We start from the raw sequence: 18,023 nt of genomic DNA on the forward strand, positions 1-18,023 counted from the left end.
ACGAGAGTGTGCAAGCAAGCACACTCCCGATACAAACAAAAAGGCTGGAACGCAATGCGCTCCAGCCTTTTTTATGACGTCGAATTTAATACTAGGCTTATTCGACTTCCAGTTTTTCCTGCGGCTCGGCTGGTGGAGGTGTCGGATCATCACCCTCCGGGAACTCCAGCTTGACCTGGTCTGCATCATCAAGATCAACAGTGACGCGACCACCGGAGACGAGACGACCAAACAACAGCTCGTCAGCCAGCGCCTTGCGAATCATGTCTTGAATCAACCGTGACATCGGCCGTGCACCCATGAGCGGATCGAAGCCCTTCTTGCCGAGGAACTTGCGCAGATTTTCTGAGAAGATAGCTTCTACTTTCTTCTCGTGCAATTGCTCTTCCAGCTGCATCAGGAACTTGTCGACTACACGCAGGATGATTTCTTCGTCGAGCGCGCGGAAGCTGATGATGGCATCCAGACGATTACGGAATTCCGGCGTGAACATACGCTTGATATCCGCCATCTCATCACCGGCTTCCTTCTTGTCGGTGAAGCCAATGGAACGCTTCTGCAGACTCTCGGCACCGGCGTTCGTAGTCATGACGATGATCACGTTGCGGAAGTCAGTCTTGCGACCGTTGTTATCAGTGAGCGTGCCATGATCCATGACTTGCAGCAGGATATTGAAAATATCGGGATGCGCCTTTTCGATTTCATCAAGCAGCAACACGGCATGCGGCTTCTTGGTGATCGCTTCGGTCAACAACCCACCCTGATCGAAACCGACGTAACCCGGAGGCGCACCGATGAGACGGCTAACCGCATGGCGTTCCATGTACTCCGACATGTCAAAACGAATCAGCTCAATGCCAAGAATGAATGCCAACTGCTTCGCCACTTCGGTCTTGCCAACACCAGTCGGACCAGAGAACAGGAAGGAGCCAATCGGCTTGTCAGTCTTGCCCAGACCGGCACGTGCCATCTTGATTGCTGACGCCAGCGCTTCAATCGCAGGATCCTGACCGAAGACGACGTTCTTGAGGTCACGATCAATCGTTTGCAGCTTGGTCCGGTCATCCTGATTGACCGACTGCGGCGGAATCCGCGCAATCTTGGAGATGATCTCTTCGATTTCAGGCTTGCCGATTGTCTTCTTTTGCTTCGACTTCGGCAGAATACGTTGCGCTGCACCAGCCTCATCGATCACATCAATCGCCTTGTCAGGCAAATGACGGTCGTTGATGAAACGCGCTGCCAGTTCCGCAGCCGAAGTCAGCGCCGAGGCCGAATATTTCACGCCATGATGCTCTTCGAACTTTGCCTTCAATCCGCGGAGAATCTGAACGGTCTGCTCGACTGTCGGCTCATTGACGTCAATCTTCTGGAAGCGACGTGATAATGCGTGGTCTTTTTCGAACACGCCACGATACTCGGTATATGTGGTTGCACCGATACATTTGAGCTGACCACTCGACAAGGCCGGCTTCAACAGATTCGATGCATCCAATGTTCCACCTGAAGCAGAACCTGCTCCGATGATGGTGTGAATTTCATCGATGAACAGAACGCCGTTCGGGCTTTCTTTCAACTGCTTGAGCACAGCCTTGAGGCGCTGTTCAAAGTCGCCACGATACTTTGTCCCTGCGAGCAGCGCACCCATGTCCAAAGAATACACAACGGCATTCTTGAGAATGTCAGGCACGTCGTTCTGGGTAATCCTCCATGCCAGTCCTTCGGCGATTGCCGTCTTGCCGACGCCAGCCTCGCCGACCAGCAACGGGTTGTTCTTGCGGCGGCGGCACAGGGTCTGAATCACGCGCTCAACCTCGGCATCACGACCGATCAGCGGATCAATCTTGCCTTCTGCAGCGGCCTTGTTCAGATTCTGTGTGAATTGATCCAGTGGGCTTTCTTTTTGCTGGCCTTCGCTCTGCACGTCTTCCGCTCCTTCTGGCGCTTTTTGCGGATCGACTTGCTGATCCTTGCGCACACCATGAGAAATGAAATTGACTACGTCCAGGCGGGTGACGCCTTGCTGATGCAGATAGTAGACAGCATGCGAATCCTTCTCGCCGAAAATGGCCACGAGCACGTTGGCTCCGGTCACTTCCTTTTTGCCGTTCGACGCCGACTGCACATGCATGATGGCGCGCTGAATCACGCGCTGGAAGCCCAGCGTAGGCTGGGTATCCACTTCATTGGTACCTGGTACCGTCGGCGTATTGTCGGTAATGAAGTTGGTGAGTGTCTTGCGCAGGTCATCGATATTGACCGAGCAAGCGCGCAACACTTCTGCCGCTGATGGGTTGTCCAGTAGCGCGAGCAGCAAGTGCTCTACCGTAATGAACTCATGACGGGATTGTCGAGCCTCGACAAAGGCCATGTGCAAACTGACTTCCAATTCCTGCGCAATCATGCTTCCTCCATCACGCACTGCAGGGGGTGCCCTGCTTTCCTAGCGTGGGTTAATACGAGTTCGACTTTTGTGGATGCGATATCTTTCGGATACACACCACACATACCTTTCCCATCGCGGTGAACTTTGAGCATAATCTGCGTCGCCGTTTCACGGTCTTTGTTGAAGTACTCCTGAATGACTGCGACGACGAATTCCATCGGCGTATAGTCATCATTCAACAAAAATACTTGGTACATAGGAGGCGGCTTGAGCTTTTGCTCCTTCCGCGCCAGGACTGTACCGTTATCGTTATCGTGCTTGGTTGCCATGCATCTATTCTAAAACTATCAATCAACTGTGCAACGCACAACGATGAAGAAATTAATCTAATTAAATTAGATATTACGCGTTTTCCCGGTAGTGCGCAGATAACACTCCATCATCCTAATTCAAGAGGGGCAAGCTGCCATTTGTTAAACAAAAGCTTAATATTTCCATTGAAAACAACTTGACTTTTATAATTTGAACGAGAACAATGGAAATTATTGATAAGTAGCTACTACTTGTCGATAGAAGGGGGCAAGTTTAAGGGGGGCTGCGGACATTCAAATCTCGCGAGGCTTCTTGCTTTAACGGCTCGTGTGATTGTTTTTAATTGAAAGATGCTTTTATGGCAACAGGTACAGTCAAGTGGTTCAACGATTCTAAGGGCTTTGGCTTTATCACTCCGGATGACGGCGGTGAAGATTTGTTTGCACACTTCTCGGCAATTCAGATGAACGGCTTCAAGACCCTCAAAGAAGGTCAAAAAGTTCAGTTCGAAGTCACGCAAGGCCCCAAAGGCAAGCAAGCTTCAAACATTCAAGCTCCTTAATTCACCTTAAGCAGCTTCTAAAAGCTCCTGTTACCGCAGGAGCTTTTTTTATTTTGGCGTACGATCCATTTTCCTGCCTGCTTCTCACCATTTAAGTGCAGACATCGGTCAGCCTGCCGGCCGATGCCCTCTACGATCAAAGATTACAGATTACAGATTACAGATTTTCAATCATGACTTCGCCAAAGCCAGAGCAAGATACCTGGGTTGCACCTTCCATCAGCCGGGCAAAATCATAGGTGACCCGCTTGGAGGCAATTGAACGCTTCATCGACTCAATGACCAGATCAGCCGCTTCGATCCAACCCATGTGGCGCAACATCATCTCCGCCGACAAAATCAGCGACCCCGGATTAACGTAGTCTTTGCCTGCATATTTCGGCGCAGTGCCATGCGTTGCTTCGAACATGGCTACCGAATCAGACAGATTGGCACCAGGCGCAATCCCAATACCGCCTACCTGAGCTGCCACCGCATCGGATATATAGTCGCCGTTGAGATTGAGGGTCGCAATCACACTGTACTCAGCGGGACGAATCAACACCTGTTGCAGGAAAGCATCAGCAATTGAGTCCTTCATCACGATATCGCGCCCGGTTCTCGGATGCTTGAACTTGCACCATGGACCATCATCAATCAAGGTGGCACCAAATTCGTTCAAAGCAACACCGTAAGCCCAGTCCCTGAAGCCACCTTCGGTGTACTTCATAATATTGCCCTTGTGCACAATCGTGATGGAGGGCTTGTCATTGTCAATGGCATAGCGAATCGCCTTACGCACCAGGCGCTCGGTGCCTTCTCGCGATACAGGCTTGATCCCAAGCGCAGAGGTATCAGGGAAGCGCAACTGCTTGACGCCCATTTCCTTGACCAGGAAGTCGATCAGCTTCTGTGCGCCTTCAGAACCGGCAGGCCACTCAATGCCAGCATAAATGTCTTCCGAATTTTCTCTGAAAATGACCATATCCGTCTTCTCTGGCTCGCGCACTGGGGCTGGCACTCCCTTGAAATAGCGTACAGGTCGCAGGCACACATAGAGATCGAGCTGCTGGCGCAACGCCACGCTGAGCGAACGAATACCACCGCTCACAGGCGTATTGAGCGGCCCCTTGATCGATACAACATACTCTTTGACTGCCTCAACCGTCTCTTCCGGCAGCCAGGTGTCGGCACCATATAGCTTGGTTGCCTTTTCGCCAGCATAGATTTCCATCCAGTGGATCTTGCGCTGACCGCCATAAGCTTTTTCTACAGCAGCATCAATCACTTTTAACATCACAGGCGTTACATCAATGCCAGTTCCATCACCTTCGATATAGGGGATAATTGGTTGATGTGGCACATTGATGGAAAAATCTTGATTGACAGTGATTTTCTGACCTTCAGACGGCACCCTGATATGTTGAGCCATTCATTCTCTCCGGGGAATTGAGCTAAAAATTGAGCAAAAAAAAAGAAAGCGTTAGCAGCTGTCGAGAACCTCTAATAGCAACTGCACGGCGTATTGGGAATTGCCACAATTAGTCTTATATAAGATACAAGATGCTTGTTATAAATTATGCACCTGTATTTTACGCATTGCCACGTATTTGCGACACTAGGGATCATGCCTCTCATTCTATTCAACAAACCTTTTCAGGTACTTTGCCAGTTCTCCCCGGATCAGACGGATCTTGAGCGGGAAACTCTCTCCGATTACCTACGTATTCCCGATATCTATCCCGCAGGGCGACTTGACGCAGACAGCGAAGGGCTGATGCTACTGACCAACGACGGCAAACTGCAGCATGCAATTAGTCATCCCGAATACAAGCAATCAAAAACCTATCTCGTGCAAGTTGAAGGAACGCCAGATGCCAATGCGCTAGCACACCTGCGTCAGCCACTCGATCTTGGAGATTTCATCACGCAAGGAAGCCAAGTAAGTCAGGTTCAAGAACCAGCATGGCTCTGGCCTCGCAATCCACCAATCAGGCAACGCAAGAATCAAGCAACCAGCTGGCTGATTATCACAATCAGCGAAGGAAAAAATCGACAGGTCAGACGGATGACAGCTGCGGTTGGCCTACCCACCCTACGGCTGGTACGTATTGCGATCGGCCCGTACGCACTGCACACCGATCCTTTATTTCCAGGAGAATGGAAAACCGTAGATCCATCTGCATTGACAGAAAAACACTGACAAATCCCTCACCACAGATCAAAGAACTGCAAACAAGTTGCAACAAATTATTTTTTTTAGAAATTTGTGTCAACCAAGCCCTGACCCCCTCGTTATTGTCAGTGATTCACGAGAATCGCCGTTTTCTTAACATGTTAAATTGAAGGACTGCAAAATGAAAAAATTGATCGCTGCTCTGATCGCTGGTCTGTTCGCCACTTCCGTGTTCGCACAAGCTGCAGCTCCTGCTGCTCCAGCTGCTGACGCTGCAAAGACAGAAGCTGCTGCTCCAAAGGCTAAGAAAGCGAAGAAGGCCAAGAAGGCTAAGAAGGCTAAGAAGGCTGCTGCTGCTCCAGCTGCTGACGCTGCTCCAGCTAAGTAATTTAGCTTTAGCAATATCAAAAGGCAGGCTTGTCCTGCCTTTTTTTACGCCTGCACGCTTCACCGTCGACCCACAGCCACACGGCGTTAAGTCATGCAGTTAAGCAAAGCGAGTGCGCAAGCACACACAAACTTCCCTTATAATCTTCAGCTCCCCGTCTCCACGAACCCTCCATCTACTATGCGCCGCTCAATCGCACTATTAACCACACTTGTCGCATTAGCAACTTCACTCCCCCTGTACGCCCAGCAACCTCAGCGATTTCAAACGACCACACTCAATGCTGGTCTTTATCTGATCAAGGCGGAAGTCGCCACCACCGAAGCCCAGCGCGAGCAAGGCCTGATGTTCCGCGAGAAATTGGGTAGCAATGAGGGGATGGTCTTTTTGTTTGGTGCGCCAGCTGGCGTCTGTATGTGGATGAAGAATACGCTGATCCCGCTGTCCGTGGCATTCATGGATGAGCATGGCAAAATCATCAACATCGAAGAAATGAAAGAACAGACACTGGATTCGCATTGCGCGATCCGACCTGCCACTTATGCACTGGAGATGAACAAGGGATGGTTCAAGCAAAAGAACATCCAGCCTGGCATGACTATCGAAGGGCTAGCACGCTAAGCTTCGCATCGATCAGATGTTGCACTTTTAGGTCAGAAAGAGTGCAACAACTCAATCATGGAAGCACATAAAAAAACGAAAACACAAATACAAAAACCCGCCAGACTAATCGAGCGGGTTAATGTCACAACACAAGATGCTTACAGTTCAGCAGGGCGGAAGCGGAGCTACGCTGCTTCAGTTTGCTTTGAACTGGTAGTACTGAAGTACTATCGACTACGAATTAAGCAGCCAGTGCCTTCAGAGCAGCAGCCAGACGGCTCTTATGGCGAGCAGCCTTGTTCTTGTGGATGATTTTCTTGTCGGCAATGCTGTCGATGGTCGACACGGACGCCTGGAATACGGAAGTAGCAGCAGCCTTGTCGCCTGCGGCGATCGCCTTGCGAACAGCCTTGATTGCTGTACGCAGCGTCGAACGCTGGCTGGAGTTGTGCGCGTTTTGCTTAACAGCTTGACGAGCACGCTTGCGTGCTTGTGCGGTATTTGCCATGAATAATTATCCTAAATCGAGATCGAATGCATCGCAATCCTGATAACTTGCGAGGCGTAAATTCTGTAGAGCCTTCGATTATAACCATTTCCGTCCAAACTAGCAAACACTTAAGGGCATAACCGCCTGTTGCGTTGCAAAGTGTCCAAATTGCTGAACGGCATCGCCAGTAACCCCATAATGGTTTTGGCTCATTTCTGACATTCAGTCAGCCAGCGCCGATCCCGATTGACAAGCTTGTCAATATCGCCAGTGACGACAGCTATAATGCCGACCCATGAACTTGCACAAAACGCTTGCCACCGTCTCTGGCATGACGATGCTCTCACGCATCACTGGCCTGGCTCGAGAAATTCTGTTTGCCAGGGCATTTGGAGCCTCGGCCTATACCGATGCCTTCAATGTTGCATTCCGTATTCCTAACCTGCTGCGCCGCCTGTTCGCAGAAGGGGCGTTCTCACAGGCTTTTGTTCCCATTCTTGCCGAGTACAAAAATCAAAAAGGCGAGGCTGCAACTAAGAATTTGGTTGATCATGTCGCAACGGTGTTGATATGGGTCATGCTGGCAACCACTCTGATCGGGATTTTGGCGACCCCGGTCATTGTTTATTTCATTGCAACCGGCCTGAAGTATAACCAGTCCGCATTTGATGCCGGTGTCGTGATGACACGCATCATGTTTCCTTATATTGGTTTTATGGCCTTTGTGGCCTTGGCTGGCGGCATTCTCAATACATGGCGGGAGTTCAAGATCCCGGCTTTCACCTCGGTCATGCTCAACGTATCCTTCATCATCGCTTCGCTGTTCGTGGCGCCGTATCTGCAGCAACCAATCTATGCAATGGCTTTCGCTGTCTTCGTCGGCGGCATACTGCAAGTCATGCTGCAGATTCCTGCTTTGATCAAGATCGGCATGCTGCCACGCCTCTACTGGAATCCGATGATTGGCCTGCAGGATGAAGGCGTTCGTCGCGTTCTCAAAAAAATGGGACCGGCCGTATTCGCTGTGTCGGCCGCGCAGATCAGCTTGATGATCAATACCAATATTGCGTCCCGCCTCGCGCATGGCAGTGTGTCATGGCTTTCCTATGCTGATCGCCTGATGGAGTTTCCAACAGCGTTACTGGGCGTCGCGCTCGGTACCATTCTGTTGCCAAGCTTGTCCAATGCGCATGCGGAAAATGACATGGAGGAATACTCGGCCTTGCTGGATTGGGGCCTGCGCCTGACCTTTTTGCTGGCGCTACCATGCGCCGTCGGGCTGGCGACGCTATCGGAACCGCTAACAGCGACACTGTTTCATTATGGAAAATTCGATAGTGTTTCAGTGGCAATGACGGCGCATGCGCTGGTTGCCTATGGTGTTGGCCTGATCGGTCTGATCCTGGTCAAGATCCTCGCACCCGGCTTTTATGCCAAACAGGATATTCGTACGCCAGTGAAAATCGCCATCGGGGTGTTGATCGCCACGCAGTTGATGAATTACCTGTTTGTTCCCTGGATCGCCCATGCAGGACTGGCACTGTCCATCGGATTAGGCGCCTGCCTGAATGCATCCTTTTTGTTCTGGGGTTTGCGTCGCCGTAACATCTATGTGCCGCGACCGGGCTGGGGCATGTTTCTGGCAAAACTCGCCGGGGCACTGATACTGTTGGCGCTGGCAGCTATCATCATCTCTCATCGTTTTGATTGGATTGGTCTGCGCGCACATCCTGGCTTGCGAGTCGGCGCATTGCTGCTGGTCCTGTGCGCCTGCGCGATCGCTTATTTCGGATCCTTGATGGCAATGGGTTTCCGCTTGCGCGACTTCAAGCGGATCTCTCGCTAGATCCGTGCATGAGCTCCACACGGTAAATGATGGGTCTACGCAACATCGCTGTTGCGCCGACGCGCCATTGCCGTGCAAACATTTTACAAACGGCGATATTTTGGTGGCATGATCAAGCCATGACGCCAACTCCTCTCGACTATTTCTCGTCACTGGTTCGTCAAGATGACGCGATTCCGCTGTTCGAATCGGCATTGACGCTTGGTCAGGATTGCTATCCTGATGTCGATATTTTTGCCTGTCAGATTGAAGTCGACCAGATGGCTCTGAAGCTGAAGCAACGCCTGTCGGCAGATGCCTCGCATATCCAGAAGCTACGGGTGCTCAATCACTTCTTCTTTCAGGAACAAGCCTTCGCAGGCAACATCAATAACTACTACGACCCCGACAACAGTTACCTGCATCGCGTCATCAGTTCGCGCCGCGGCATTCCTATCTCGCTTGCAGTGCTCTATATGGAGCTAGGTCAGCAGATTGGATTGAATATGAAGGGAGTCTCTTTTCCCGGTCATTTCTTGATGAAACTGTCTGTACAGTCGGGCGACATTGTGCTGGACCCGATGAATGGCAGCAGCCTCTCAAGAGAAGAGCTCGAGGAGCGCCTGGAACCCTATCTGGAACGCCGCGATTACGGCGACGAACTACCGCTCGCGGCCTATTTGCGAGCCGCCCATCCGCGTGAAATCCTTACTCGCATGCTGCGTAATCTGAAGGCAATCTACACAGAAAGCCACCATTGGCAGCATGTGCTGGAAGTGCAACAACGGTTGGTGATTCTCTTGCCCGATGAAATCACCGAACGGCGCGATCGTGGACTTGCCCATGCGCATCTTGCCGAAGCACAAGCCGCGCTCGATGACCTGGAGGCGTATTTGACGTTGCGACCAGATGCCGAAGATGCCGATAGCGTGCGCCAAAAATTACCAGAGCTGCGGCATGCCTGCCGCCGCCCTAACTGATAGTGCGGCACGCCTGAAGCATCATCCCTTGGTGCGCGCCTCGATTGTTTCCCAGCGCTCCAGGCTTTCCAGCAGTTGACCATCAATTTCAGCAAAGCGTACGTTCAGACGTGTTGCTTCATCAGATCCTTGCTTGTACAGATCCGGATCGGCCAGTTTCTCGGAAATACTTTTCTGTTCTGCTTCTAACTGCGCGATCAGCTTGGGCAACTCCTCCAGCTCACGTTGCTCCTTGTAGCTCAGCTTTTTCGGCTTGGACGCAGGTGCTGCGACGACGACCGGCTCCGCAATCTTTGCCTCGGACCTGACATCATTTTTTGGCTTGCTAGCCTGCGCCTGCATGCTAGAACGGACGCGCTCCCAGTCGCTATAGCCACCGACATATTCACGCCATACACCGTCACCTTCCGATGCAATCACCTGGGTGACAACATTATCGAGGAAGGTACGATCGTGGCTGACCAGGAAAACGGTGCCACTGTACTCTTCGAGTAACTCTTCGAGCAGCTCCAGCGTATCGATATCGAGGTCATTGGTCGGTTCATCGAGTACCAGCACATTGGCCGGCTTGGCAAACAGGCGCGCTAGCAAGAGCCGGTTGCGTTCACCGCCTGACAAGGTACGCACCGGGGAGCGTGCACGCTCGGGTGCAAAGAGAAAATCACCCAAGTACGTCATCACATGCTTGCGCTGACCGTTGACTTCAACCCAGTCACTGCCCGGGGCAATCGTGTCTGCCAGACTGGCTTCTTCGTTCAACTGGGTACGCATCTGGTCGAAATACGCCACCTGCAGTTTGGTACCCTGACGCACACTCCCACTATCGGGTGTGTCTTCACCGAGAATCAGCTTGAGCAGGGTTGTTTTACCGGCACCGTTCTGACCAATCAAACCGATCTTGTCGCCGCGCATCAGAATGCCGCTGAAGTCACGCACAATGGTTTTCTCGCCATAGGCCTTGTTGACGTTTTCCAGCTCCGCCACGATTTTCCCTGAACGCTCGCCGGACGACACTTCCAGCTTGACCTGACCTTGCCGGTCACGACGCGCACCGCGCTCCAGCCGCAAAGCTTCCAGCCGACGCACACGGCCTTCATCACGCGTACGACGGGCTTGTACACCCTTGCGAATCCAGACTTCTTCCTGCGCCAGGAATTTATCAAACTTGGCGTTCTCGACTTCTTCGTTGGCCAGCAGCTCGGCCTTGCGCGCCTGGTAGGTGCTGAAGTTGCCGGGGAAAGATAATAGCTTGCCACGGTCGAGCTCGATGATACGCGTAGCGACATTGTCCAGAAAGCTACGGTCATGGGTAATGAACAGCACGCTGCCTTTGTAATCACGCAGCAAACCTTCAAGCCACAAAATAGAGCCAAAGTCGAGGTGATTGGTCGGTTCGTCGAGCAGCAGAACATCTGGCGCACCAACCAGGCCACATGCCAGCGCCACGCGCTTTTGCATACCGCCAGAGAGCTCGCCGATCAGCGACTCACCGTTGAGATTGAGCTTGGCCAGCGTGGTTTCGACCTTGTTGTTGAGACTCCAGGCGTCGGCCGCATCAAGCTTCAACTGAATGTCGTGCATGCGCTCCATCAGTGCTTCATCATTGTCGCCACCAAACTGACCGGTGAGCGCTTCATATTCTGTCAGCAAGGATGGCAATTCGCCCAGGCCAGAAGCTACCGCATCGAAAATAGACATCTCGGATGGGAAATGCGGCTCCTGATCTACATAAGCAATCTTTAAGCCCTGCTGCATGACCAGCAAGCCATCATCGAGTTTGGAGCGTGCCGCAATGATCTTGAGCAGTGACGACTTGCCGGTACCGTTGCGGCCAATCAAGCCGACCCGCTCTCCGATTTCTAGGGAAAACTCGGCGTGATCGAGAAGTGCGACGTGTCCGAATGCCAGTTGAGCATTGGAGAGAGAAATGACTGCCATAAAGGTACCGGAGGAAGAGTAGCGACAAGCAATGAATGAAGGAGATTCCAGACTGACAACAACCCGCTTTGATATTGCAAATCGAGCGCAGCGTGGAAAAGATGGCATTGTACCGATTGTGCGACGCAATAGGTTGGCTAAAGCGCGATCAGGCTCTGGGCTGCAAGCTTGTCATTTTGAAACTTCACTTATGTTTTCGATGCCAGAAAGAAATAAAGCCTCGTTACGCAAGCTGCACTGCATCGCCTGAACACGTAAACCTTGGCCAACGAGCCTGTTTGAACGCGTTCCGCGCTTGCGCATGTTGTAAGATACGGCACGTCCTTCACTGACAATGACCATGCGCTTTCATTCTCGTTTGTACAACACATCGCGTCAACGCGGTTTCCTGACATTCAGCGTCGCCAAATTCCTGATCTTCACGTTGCTTGGGCTGGGCATCATTGGTGCCCTGATCATTGCTTATGCACTGATTTTCATCAATCCGCGCCTACCCTCGCTGGAGGCGATCACCGACTATCGACCCAAAATCCCGCTGCGTATTTACTCCGAAGATCACGTGCTGCTGGGTGAATTCGGCGAAGAGAAGCGCAGCCTGGTCAAGCTCAACGATATCCCGGCCAACATGAAAAATGCGGTGCTGGCGATCGAAGACTACCGCTTCTATCAGCACGGCGGCATTGACTACATCGGTATTGCCCGCGCATTGGCGACCGATCTGGTGCGCGGACACGCCAGCCAGGGTGCCAGCACGATCACCATGCAGGTCGCACGCAACATGTTCCTGACCAAGGAAAAAACGTTCTCGCGCAAACTCTATGAAGTCTTGCTGGCCAACAAAATCGAAGCAACCCTGAGCAAGGATGAAATCCTTGAGGTCTACATGAACCAGATTTATCTGGGACAACGTGCCTATGGATTTGCGGCTGCGGCACGTACCTATTTCGGCAAGGATCTCAAAGACATCACACTGGCACAGGCAGCCATGCTAGCTGGGCTGCCAAAGGCACCGTCCGCCTATAACCCGATTGTCAATCCGGATCGCGCCAGGATACGTCAGCAATATATTCTGCAACGCATGCTGGATCTCGAGTTCATCACTCAGGCGCAATACGATGCGGCTGTCAAAGAAGACATCCAGGTCCGCACCTCCGGCAATCAATACAATGTCCACGCCGAGTACATCAATGAAATGGTGCGCCAGCTGGTCTATGCGCAGTACAAGGAAGATACCTATACCCAAGGCTTCAACGTCATCACCACGATCAACGCTGCAGACCAGAAGGCGGCCTATGACGCGGTGCGCAAAGGTGTGATGGATTACGATCGCCGCCATGGTTATCGTGGCCCTGAAGAAACCATCAGTCTGCCCAGCAATGAAGATGATCGCGCACAGGCGATTGATGACGTCATGGACAGCCATCCGGACAACGACGATATTCTTGCGGCAGTGGTGGTATCGGCTGATCCCAAACAAATCCAGGCCGTCTTGCGTGGCGGCGACAAGATCAGCATCACCGGTGACACGCTAAAATTCGTCGCCACAGCACTGAGCCCGAAAGCAAAGCCGGAAATCCGCATCGCACCTGGTGCTGTGATCCGTGTCATGCAGGATGCGCGCAAAAACTGGCAAATCGTGCAACTGCCTGAAGTAGAAGCGACGCTGGTGTCGATGGTGCCGCAAAACGGCGCTATTCGCGCACTGGTTGGCGGCTTCGACTTCACGCAGAACAACTTTAACCACGTCACGCAGGCATGGCGTCAACCTGGCTCCACGTTCAAGCCTTTCATCTATTCGGCAGCACTGGAAAAAGGATTTGCACCGGCCAGTATCATCAACGATGCACCAGCCTCCTATCCTGCCGGTCCGGGTCAGCCGAACTGGGAGCCCAAGGATGACGATCCACCAGCTGGTCCAATGACGCTGCGTACGGCGCTGCAGAAATCGATCAATCTGGCCGCCATCCGCACACTGGATGCCATCGGCGTGAGCTATGCCCAGGAGTTCATTTCCTCGCACTTCGGCTTTGATGTTGACAAGATACCACCCTATCTGCCGATGGCGCTTGGTGCCGGCCAGACAACGCCATTGCAGCTTGCTTCGGCTTACTCGATATTTGCCAATGGCGGTTACAAGATCAATCCTTACCTGATCAGCCAGATCACCGATGCACGCGGTCGGGTGCTGTCGAAGGCAGATCCTCTGATTGTGGGTAACAACGCACCTCGTGCGATCGATGAGCGCAACAGTTACATCATGACCAGCCTGTTGCAATCGGTCGCCCAACGCGGCACCGGCGCCGGCACAAATGTACTGCATCGCACCGACCTGGCGGGCAAGACAGGGACTACCAACGACGCGGTTGATGGCTGGTTCGCTGGCTTCCAACGGACGCTGGCCACCGTCGCCTGGATGGGTTACGACCAGCCCAAGAGTTTGGGCAGCCGAGAATTCGGCGCTCAGCTGGCATTGCCAATTTGGGTCGACTACATGGGAACCGCATTGCGCGACGTGCCGCAGTCAGACTCGCCTGCCCCTGCTGGTATCAACTTCATTGACGGTGAGCCGTATTACGATAACTTCCTGCCAGGCGCCGGATTTGTTGCCTCATTAGGAACCGAAGGCGGTGGTGTTGTCGATGCGCTGTCGAATTTCTTTGGCTGGGGCAAGAACCCGAACTCGGAAACCCCGAATTCCACAACGACAGATCGCGACAAGACCTTTCAGGGTCGTTGAAATTTAGACAAGGCTGCAAAAAAAAGCGCAGAAGAAATCTTCTGCGCTTTTTTCGTAATGCCATCACTAATCTGGCGCCCCCGACACGGATCGAACGTGTGACCTATCCCTTCGTACCACCATGGCTTTCGCCACCAAGAAACTTGTTTGTGGTCTGGACTATACCTTGACCATGAACTGCAAATACCAATAGCAGTCCGCAGGTCGGAGCCGTCTAGTCTCTACACCTTCCATACCACCGTCGGTAGTATGGCTTGGCTCGGTATTGCCAGCAGCCGTTTGCATAACAATCATGCGCCATAGGTACATGATTGTTGAACATACACTGTCAGGGTTCACCGAATTTGACTCCATTCACGCGGCCGCTTTCGCTTGCCGGTGCCCAATCTGACTTAGGAGGGGATCGCTCTATCCACTGAGCTACGGGGGCGTGCGCGCTATTGTAACGGGTGTCATCACAGATGGAAAGCCAGCATCCGGATTCAGGGCAGTCCAACCCTCGTACAATTATCTTCAGTTCAGGTTTCCATGCTGAGCTTGTACCCCATGCCGCGGACTGTTTTTACGTACTCGGCAGCAGCGCCTAGTGCTTTGCGTAACCGCATGATATGCACGTCCACGGTACGCTCTTCGATGAAAGTGTGATCACCCCAGACTTTATCTAGCAATTGCGCACGTGAAAAAATGCGCTCGGGATGCGCCACCAGATAACGTAACAACTTGAATTCGGCTTGATCAAGCTCAATCTCCTGAGCACCCACGGAAACCCGATGACGCTCTGTATCAATACCCAGCAACCCGTAAGACAATAACTGCTGCCCCAGCTCCGGCGCCTTGCGACGCAGCAAGGCTTGCACCCGAGCAACCAGTTCCATGGGAGAGAACGGCTTCGTGACGTAATCATCCGCGCCCTCATTGAGACCCTTGACCTTGTCCTCTTCCATCCCTTTGGCGGTCAGCATGATGACGGGCAGTTGTGCAGTCCGCAGCTCACGCCGCCACTCACCGAGCAGGCTCAGACCGGATGTGTCGGGCAACATCCAGTCCAGCAGTACCAGCTGCGGCAAGATCCCGCCCACTAGCGCACGTGCCTGGTCCGCATCGCTAGCAATACTGATTCTGAAACCAGCACCTTCGAGCGTAAAACGTAGTAACTCGGCAATGCTTGGTTCATCCTCAACCAGCAAGATATGCAACTGATCTTTTGACATGCGCGTTTATCTGATTAACCTGTAATGAGCATCCACAGCAGCCTGTGCCGTGCTACCGGCTCAGGCGGTAACTCTGTCTGCAATGCGCCGCGCCATACTTTGTGCGGTGTCGGCTTGCGGTGCCTCTACCATTACCCGAATCAGGGGTTCGGTTCCCGAGGGGCGAATCAATACACGACCATTCTCACCTAGCGCTTGCTCGACAGCTTCCTTTTCGGCCTGAACAGCGGGATTATTCTTCCAGTCAAAGCCGGCCGGAATTTTAACGTTAATCAGGGCCTGTGGGTACAGACTGATATCGGCCGTCATCTGGGCCAATGTTTGGTTCGCTCGCTTCAGGGCCGACAGCACCTGCAATGCTGAGACAATGCCATCACCTGTGGTGTGTTTATCGAGGCACAGCAAGTGACCTGAACCTTCACCGCCAAGCAGCCAACCACGCTCTTGCATAGTCTCCAGCACATAGCGATCACCGACCTTGGCACGCGCAAAGGCAATGCCCATTTTTCGGAAAGCCACTTCCAGCGCCATATTGGTCATCAAGGTACCTACCGCACCAGACACGGGACCGACCGATAATCGGTCTTTGACCATCACATAGAGCAATTCGTCACCGTTATAGATACGGCCTTCTTCATCGACTATGATCAGTCGATCAGCATCACCATCGAGTGCGATCCCAATATCTGCGTGATTGGCACGCACGGCCTTGACCAATGCATCGGGTGCGGTAGCACCAAAACCGTCGTTGATATTGAGACCATTGGGCTGATTACCGATGGTAATGACTTCAGCACCGAGCTCGTGAAAAACGTGGGGGGCAATATTGTAGGCGGCACCATGCGCGCAGTCGACCACGATACTCATGCCGCGCAAGTCAAGCGCAGTCGGGAATGTACTCTTGCAGAACTCAATGTAGCGCCCCTGTGCATCATCCAGACGCTTGGCCTTGCCGAGCTTTTCCGAAGAAACACAAGCCATTGGCAGATCAAGCTCCGCCTCGATTTCTGCTTCGACCGCATCTGGCAACTTGTTACCGCTGGCAGAGAAAAATTTGATGCCATTGTCATGAAAAGGATTATGCGACGCCGAAATCACGATGCCAGCTGACAAACGTAGTGCACGTGTCAGATAAGCTACTGCTGGCGTAGGTACCGGGCCGGCCAGCATCACATCGACACCTGCGGCAGCCAGACCAGCTTCCAGCGCTGCCTCAAGCATGTAGCCAGAGATCCGGGTGTCTTTACCAATCAGCACGACCGGTTTGAGCGATGAGCTCACTGATTTGGTCAATACCTTGCCAGCCGCGTAGCCCAAGCGCATGACAAAATCAGGTGTTATCGGTGCTTCGCCCACAAGTCCGCGCACGCCATCCGTACCAAAATATTTTCCTGCCATGACTTTCACTCTTTTCTTCAATTATTTTTATCAATATTGTCCATGATCCGCCATACCGGCTTGCCACACGTTCAATGCATCCACGGTTTCAGCCACGTCATGGACCCGTACAATCATCGCACCTTGCGCCGCTGCTGCCAAGGCAGCACCAATACTGCCAGCCAGACGCCGCTCAACAGGCTTGTCAGTAATCGCACCGATCATCGACTTGCGTGACATCCCTGCCAGCAGAGGCACCCCAAGATCGGTAATCAGGCGGCGCGTATGTTGCAGCAAACGGAAATTATGCTCGACTGTCTTGCCAAATCCAAAGCCAGGATCGATACACAGGCGACTTCGTTCAATCCCTGCAGCTTCCAGCAATTGCACCCGCTGCCGTAAAAAATCCGTGACTTCATCGAGTACATCGTCGTAGACCGGCTGTTGCTGCATGGTTTGTGGTTCGCCCTGCATGTGCATGATGCACAAACCTGCCGCACTATCCTTCACGGCATCAATCGCGCCTGCCGCCCTAAAGCCGTTGATATCATTGATCATGTCGGCATCGGCCATCAACGCCTCGCGCATGACCTCAGGTTTATAGGTATCGATCGACAGAGGCTTGCCGCAATCACGCAAGGCATAGATCACTGGCATCACCCGCTCCAGCTCTTGCGCCAGAGGCACGGGTGCAATCCCAGGGCGGGTCGATTCACCGCCGATATCAATGATATCAACGCCATCGGCGATCATTTGTTCAGCATGGGAAACGGCAAATTCGAGTGCAGAATAACTTCCACCATCGGAAAAAGAATCGGGCGTCACATTAAGGATACCCATGACCAAAGGTCGCCGATCGCTCCGAACAGGAAAGCGATAGCGACCACACTGAAGATATTGTTGACTCATGACTGTGTACTTGTACTGCCTGTGATTTCAAGTCGACGGAAGAGCAAACGGTTTTAGTCGCTGACCACCGCAATGCCCCCCGCATCAAATAAAAAGGGCGAGGATCGCTCCTCACCCTGATCTTGCTTGCTGCTTCTTACACCATCAGGC

At 52.6% G+C, this 18,023-nt stretch carries 15 protein-coding genes; 7 read left to right on the top strand and 8 right to left on the bottom strand.

Annotated elements, in window-relative coordinates; genetic code table 11:
* Positions 1–97 precede the first annotated feature (97 nt).
* Together clpA and clpS are read right to left on the bottom strand one after the other, a co-directional pair.
* Positions 98–2,404 carry an ATP-dependent Clp protease ATP-binding subunit ClpA gene (clpA, locus tag FHW66_RS04230; RefSeq protein ID WP_183378447.1) on the bottom strand — a complete coding sequence of 769 codons (2,307 nt, stop codon included), beginning with the start codon at positions 2,402–2,404 and terminating at the stop codon, positions 98–100.
* Positions 2,401–2,715, bottom strand: a complete 315-nt coding sequence (gene clpS / locus FHW66_RS04235) for an ATP-dependent Clp protease adapter ClpS (RefSeq protein WP_183378448.1) — start codon at positions 2,713–2,715, stop codon at positions 2,401–2,403. The genes clpA and clpS overlap by 4 nt, the downstream gene beginning before the upstream one ends.
* Positions 2,716–3,056: 341 nt before the next feature.
* Between clpS and FHW66_RS04240 the strand changes: the two genes are divergently transcribed.
* Entirely contained in the window at positions 3,057–3,260 is a 204-nt protein-coding gene (locus tag FHW66_RS04240) for a cold-shock protein (protein WP_009665919.1), read from the top strand.
* Positions 3,261–3,417: 157 nt separating this feature from the next.
* Here FHW66_RS04240 and icd read toward each other — a convergent pair whose 3' ends face one another.
* Entirely contained in the window at positions 3,418–4,671 is a 1,254-nt protein-coding gene (gene icd / locus FHW66_RS04245; protein ID WP_183378449.1) for an NADP-dependent isocitrate dehydrogenase, read from the bottom strand.
* Between the two features lie 195 nt (positions 4,672–4,866).
* Here icd and FHW66_RS04250 point away from each other — a divergent pair, with 195 nt between their 5' ends.
* From FHW66_RS04250 to FHW66_RS04260, 3 genes are all read left to right on the top strand, one after another.
* Positions 4,867–5,442 (top strand): pseudouridine synthase, encoded by a 576-nt coding sequence (locus tag FHW66_RS04250; RefSeq protein ID WP_183378450.1) that lies wholly within the window; start codon positions 4,867–4,869, stop codon positions 5,440–5,442.
* Between the two features lie 154 nt (positions 5,443–5,596).
* Complete coding sequence (locus tag FHW66_RS04255) at positions 5,597–5,803, top strand: hypothetical protein (protein ID WP_183378451.1); 207 nt, start codon at positions 5,597–5,599, stop codon at positions 5,801–5,803.
* A 180-nt stretch (positions 5,804–5,983) separates the two neighbouring features.
* Positions 5,984–6,424, top strand: coding sequence for a DUF192 domain-containing protein (locus FHW66_RS04260; RefSeq protein ID WP_183378452.1), 441 nt, complete (start codon positions 5,984–5,986; stop codon positions 6,422–6,424).
* A gap of 223 nt (positions 6,425–6,647) precedes the next feature.
* Here FHW66_RS04260 and rpsT read toward each other — a convergent pair whose 3' ends face one another.
* A complete protein-coding gene (rpsT, locus tag FHW66_RS04265; RefSeq protein WP_183378453.1) occupies positions 6,648–6,914 on the bottom strand; it encodes a 30S ribosomal protein S20 in 267 nt (88 codons plus the stop codon).
* A 277-nt stretch (positions 6,915–7,191) separates the two neighbouring features.
* On the opposite strand from rpsT, the gene murJ reads away from it, so the two are divergent.
* On the top strand, positions 7,192–8,742 hold the full coding sequence (murJ, locus tag FHW66_RS04270; protein WP_183378454.1) for a murein biosynthesis integral membrane protein MurJ: 1,551 nt from the start codon (positions 7,192–7,194) through the stop codon (positions 8,740–8,742).
* 119 nt (positions 8,743–8,861) lie between these two features.
* Positions 8,862–9,701 (top strand): SirB1 family protein, encoded by an 840-nt coding sequence (locus tag FHW66_RS04275; RefSeq protein ID WP_183378455.1) that lies wholly within the window; start codon positions 8,862–8,864, stop codon positions 9,699–9,701.
* Between the two features lie 21 nt (positions 9,702–9,722).
* On the opposite strand, the gene FHW66_RS04280 is transcribed toward FHW66_RS04275, so the two are convergent.
* Positions 9,723–11,639 carry an ATP-binding cassette domain-containing protein gene (locus FHW66_RS04280; protein ID WP_183378456.1) on the bottom strand — a complete coding sequence of 639 codons (1,917 nt, stop codon included), beginning with the start codon at positions 11,637–11,639 and terminating at the stop codon, positions 9,723–9,725.
* A 340-nt stretch (positions 11,640–11,979) separates the two neighbouring features.
* Here FHW66_RS04280 and FHW66_RS04285 point away from each other — a divergent pair, with 340 nt between their 5' ends.
* Positions 11,980–14,376: a penicillin-binding protein 1A gene (locus FHW66_RS04285; protein WP_255458806.1), complete on the top strand. Its 2,397-nt coding sequence runs from the start codon at positions 11,980–11,982 to the stop codon at positions 14,374–14,376.
* Between the two features lie 518 nt (positions 14,377–14,894).
* Here the strand turns inward: FHW66_RS04285 and phoB are convergent.
* Genes phoB through folP form a run of 3 tightly spaced genes read right to left on the bottom strand, consistent with a single transcriptional unit; the run spans position 14,895 to position 17,873 of the window.
* Positions 14,895–15,587 carry a phosphate regulon transcriptional regulator PhoB gene (gene phoB, locus FHW66_RS04290; RefSeq protein ID WP_183378458.1) on the bottom strand — a complete coding sequence of 231 codons (693 nt, stop codon included), beginning with the start codon at positions 15,585–15,587 and terminating at the stop codon, positions 14,895–14,897.
* A 60-nt stretch (positions 15,588–15,647) separates the two neighbouring features.
* On the bottom strand, positions 15,648–16,985 hold the full coding sequence (gene glmM / locus FHW66_RS04295; protein ID WP_183378459.1) for a phosphoglucosamine mutase: 1,338 nt from the start codon (positions 16,983–16,985) through the stop codon (positions 15,648–15,650).
* Between the two features lie 30 nt (positions 16,986–17,015).
* Entirely contained in the window at positions 17,016–17,873 is an 858-nt protein-coding gene (gene folP, locus FHW66_RS04300; RefSeq protein ID WP_183378460.1) for a dihydropteroate synthase, read from the bottom strand.
* Positions 17,874–18,023 lie beyond the last annotated feature (150 nt).

The sequence above is a fragment of the Herbaspirillum sp. Sphag64 genome, from assembly GCF_014192645.1.
GTDB lineage: Bacteria > Pseudomonadota > Gammaproteobacteria > Burkholderiales > Burkholderiaceae_D > Herbaspirillum.

Excerpts from the sequence above, each read along its gene's own strand:
- FHW66_RS04260 (WP_183378452.1), top strand. The coding sequence starts at position 5,984 with ATGCGCCGCTCAATCGCACTATTAACCACACTTGTCGCATTAGCAACT.
- FHW66_RS04250 (WP_183378450.1), top strand. The coding sequence starts at position 4,867 with ATGCCTCTCATTCTATTCAACAAACCTTTTCAGGTACTTTGCCAGTTC.
- murJ (WP_183378454.1), top strand. The coding sequence starts at position 7,192 with ATGAACTTGCACAAAACGCTTGCCACCGTCTCTGGCATGACGATGCTC.
- glmM (WP_183378459.1), bottom strand. The coding sequence starts at position 16,985 with ATGGCAGGAAAATATTTTGGTACGGATGGCGTGCGCGGACTTGTGGGC.
- FHW66_RS04285 (WP_255458806.1), top strand. The coding sequence starts at position 11,980 with ATGCGCTTTCATTCTCGTTTGTACAACACATCGCGTCAACGCGGTTTC.
- clpS (WP_183378448.1), bottom strand. The coding sequence starts at position 2,715 with ATGGCAACCAAGCACGATAACGATAACGGTACAGTCCTGGCGCGGAAG.
- FHW66_RS04255 (WP_183378451.1), top strand. The coding sequence starts at position 5,597 with ATGAAAAAATTGATCGCTGCTCTGATCGCTGGTCTGTTCGCCACTTCC.
- rpsT (WP_183378453.1), bottom strand. The coding sequence starts at position 6,914 with ATGGCAAATACCGCACAAGCACGCAAGCGTGCTCGTCAAGCTGTTAAG.
- FHW66_RS04240 (WP_009665919.1), top strand. The coding sequence starts at position 3,057 with ATGGCAACAGGTACAGTCAAGTGGTTCAACGATTCTAAGGGCTTTGGC.
- phoB (WP_183378458.1), bottom strand. The coding sequence starts at position 15,587 with ATGTCAAAAGATCAGTTGCATATCTTGCTGGTTGAGGATGAACCAAGC.
- folP (WP_183378460.1), bottom strand. The coding sequence starts at position 17,873 with ATGAGTCAACAATATCTTCAGTGTGGTCGCTATCGCTTTCCTGTTCGG.
- clpA (WP_183378447.1), bottom strand. The coding sequence starts at position 2,404 with ATGATTGCGCAGGAATTGGAAGTCAGTTTGCACATGGCCTTTGTCGAG.
- FHW66_RS04275 (WP_183378455.1), top strand. The coding sequence starts at position 8,862 with ATGACGCCAACTCCTCTCGACTATTTCTCGTCACTGGTTCGTCAAGAT.
- icd (WP_183378449.1), bottom strand. The coding sequence starts at position 4,671 with ATGGCTCAACATATCAGGGTGCCGTCTGAAGGTCAGAAAATCACTGTC.
- FHW66_RS04280 (WP_183378456.1), bottom strand. The coding sequence starts at position 11,639 with ATGGCAGTCATTTCTCTCTCCAATGCTCAACTGGCATTCGGACACGTC.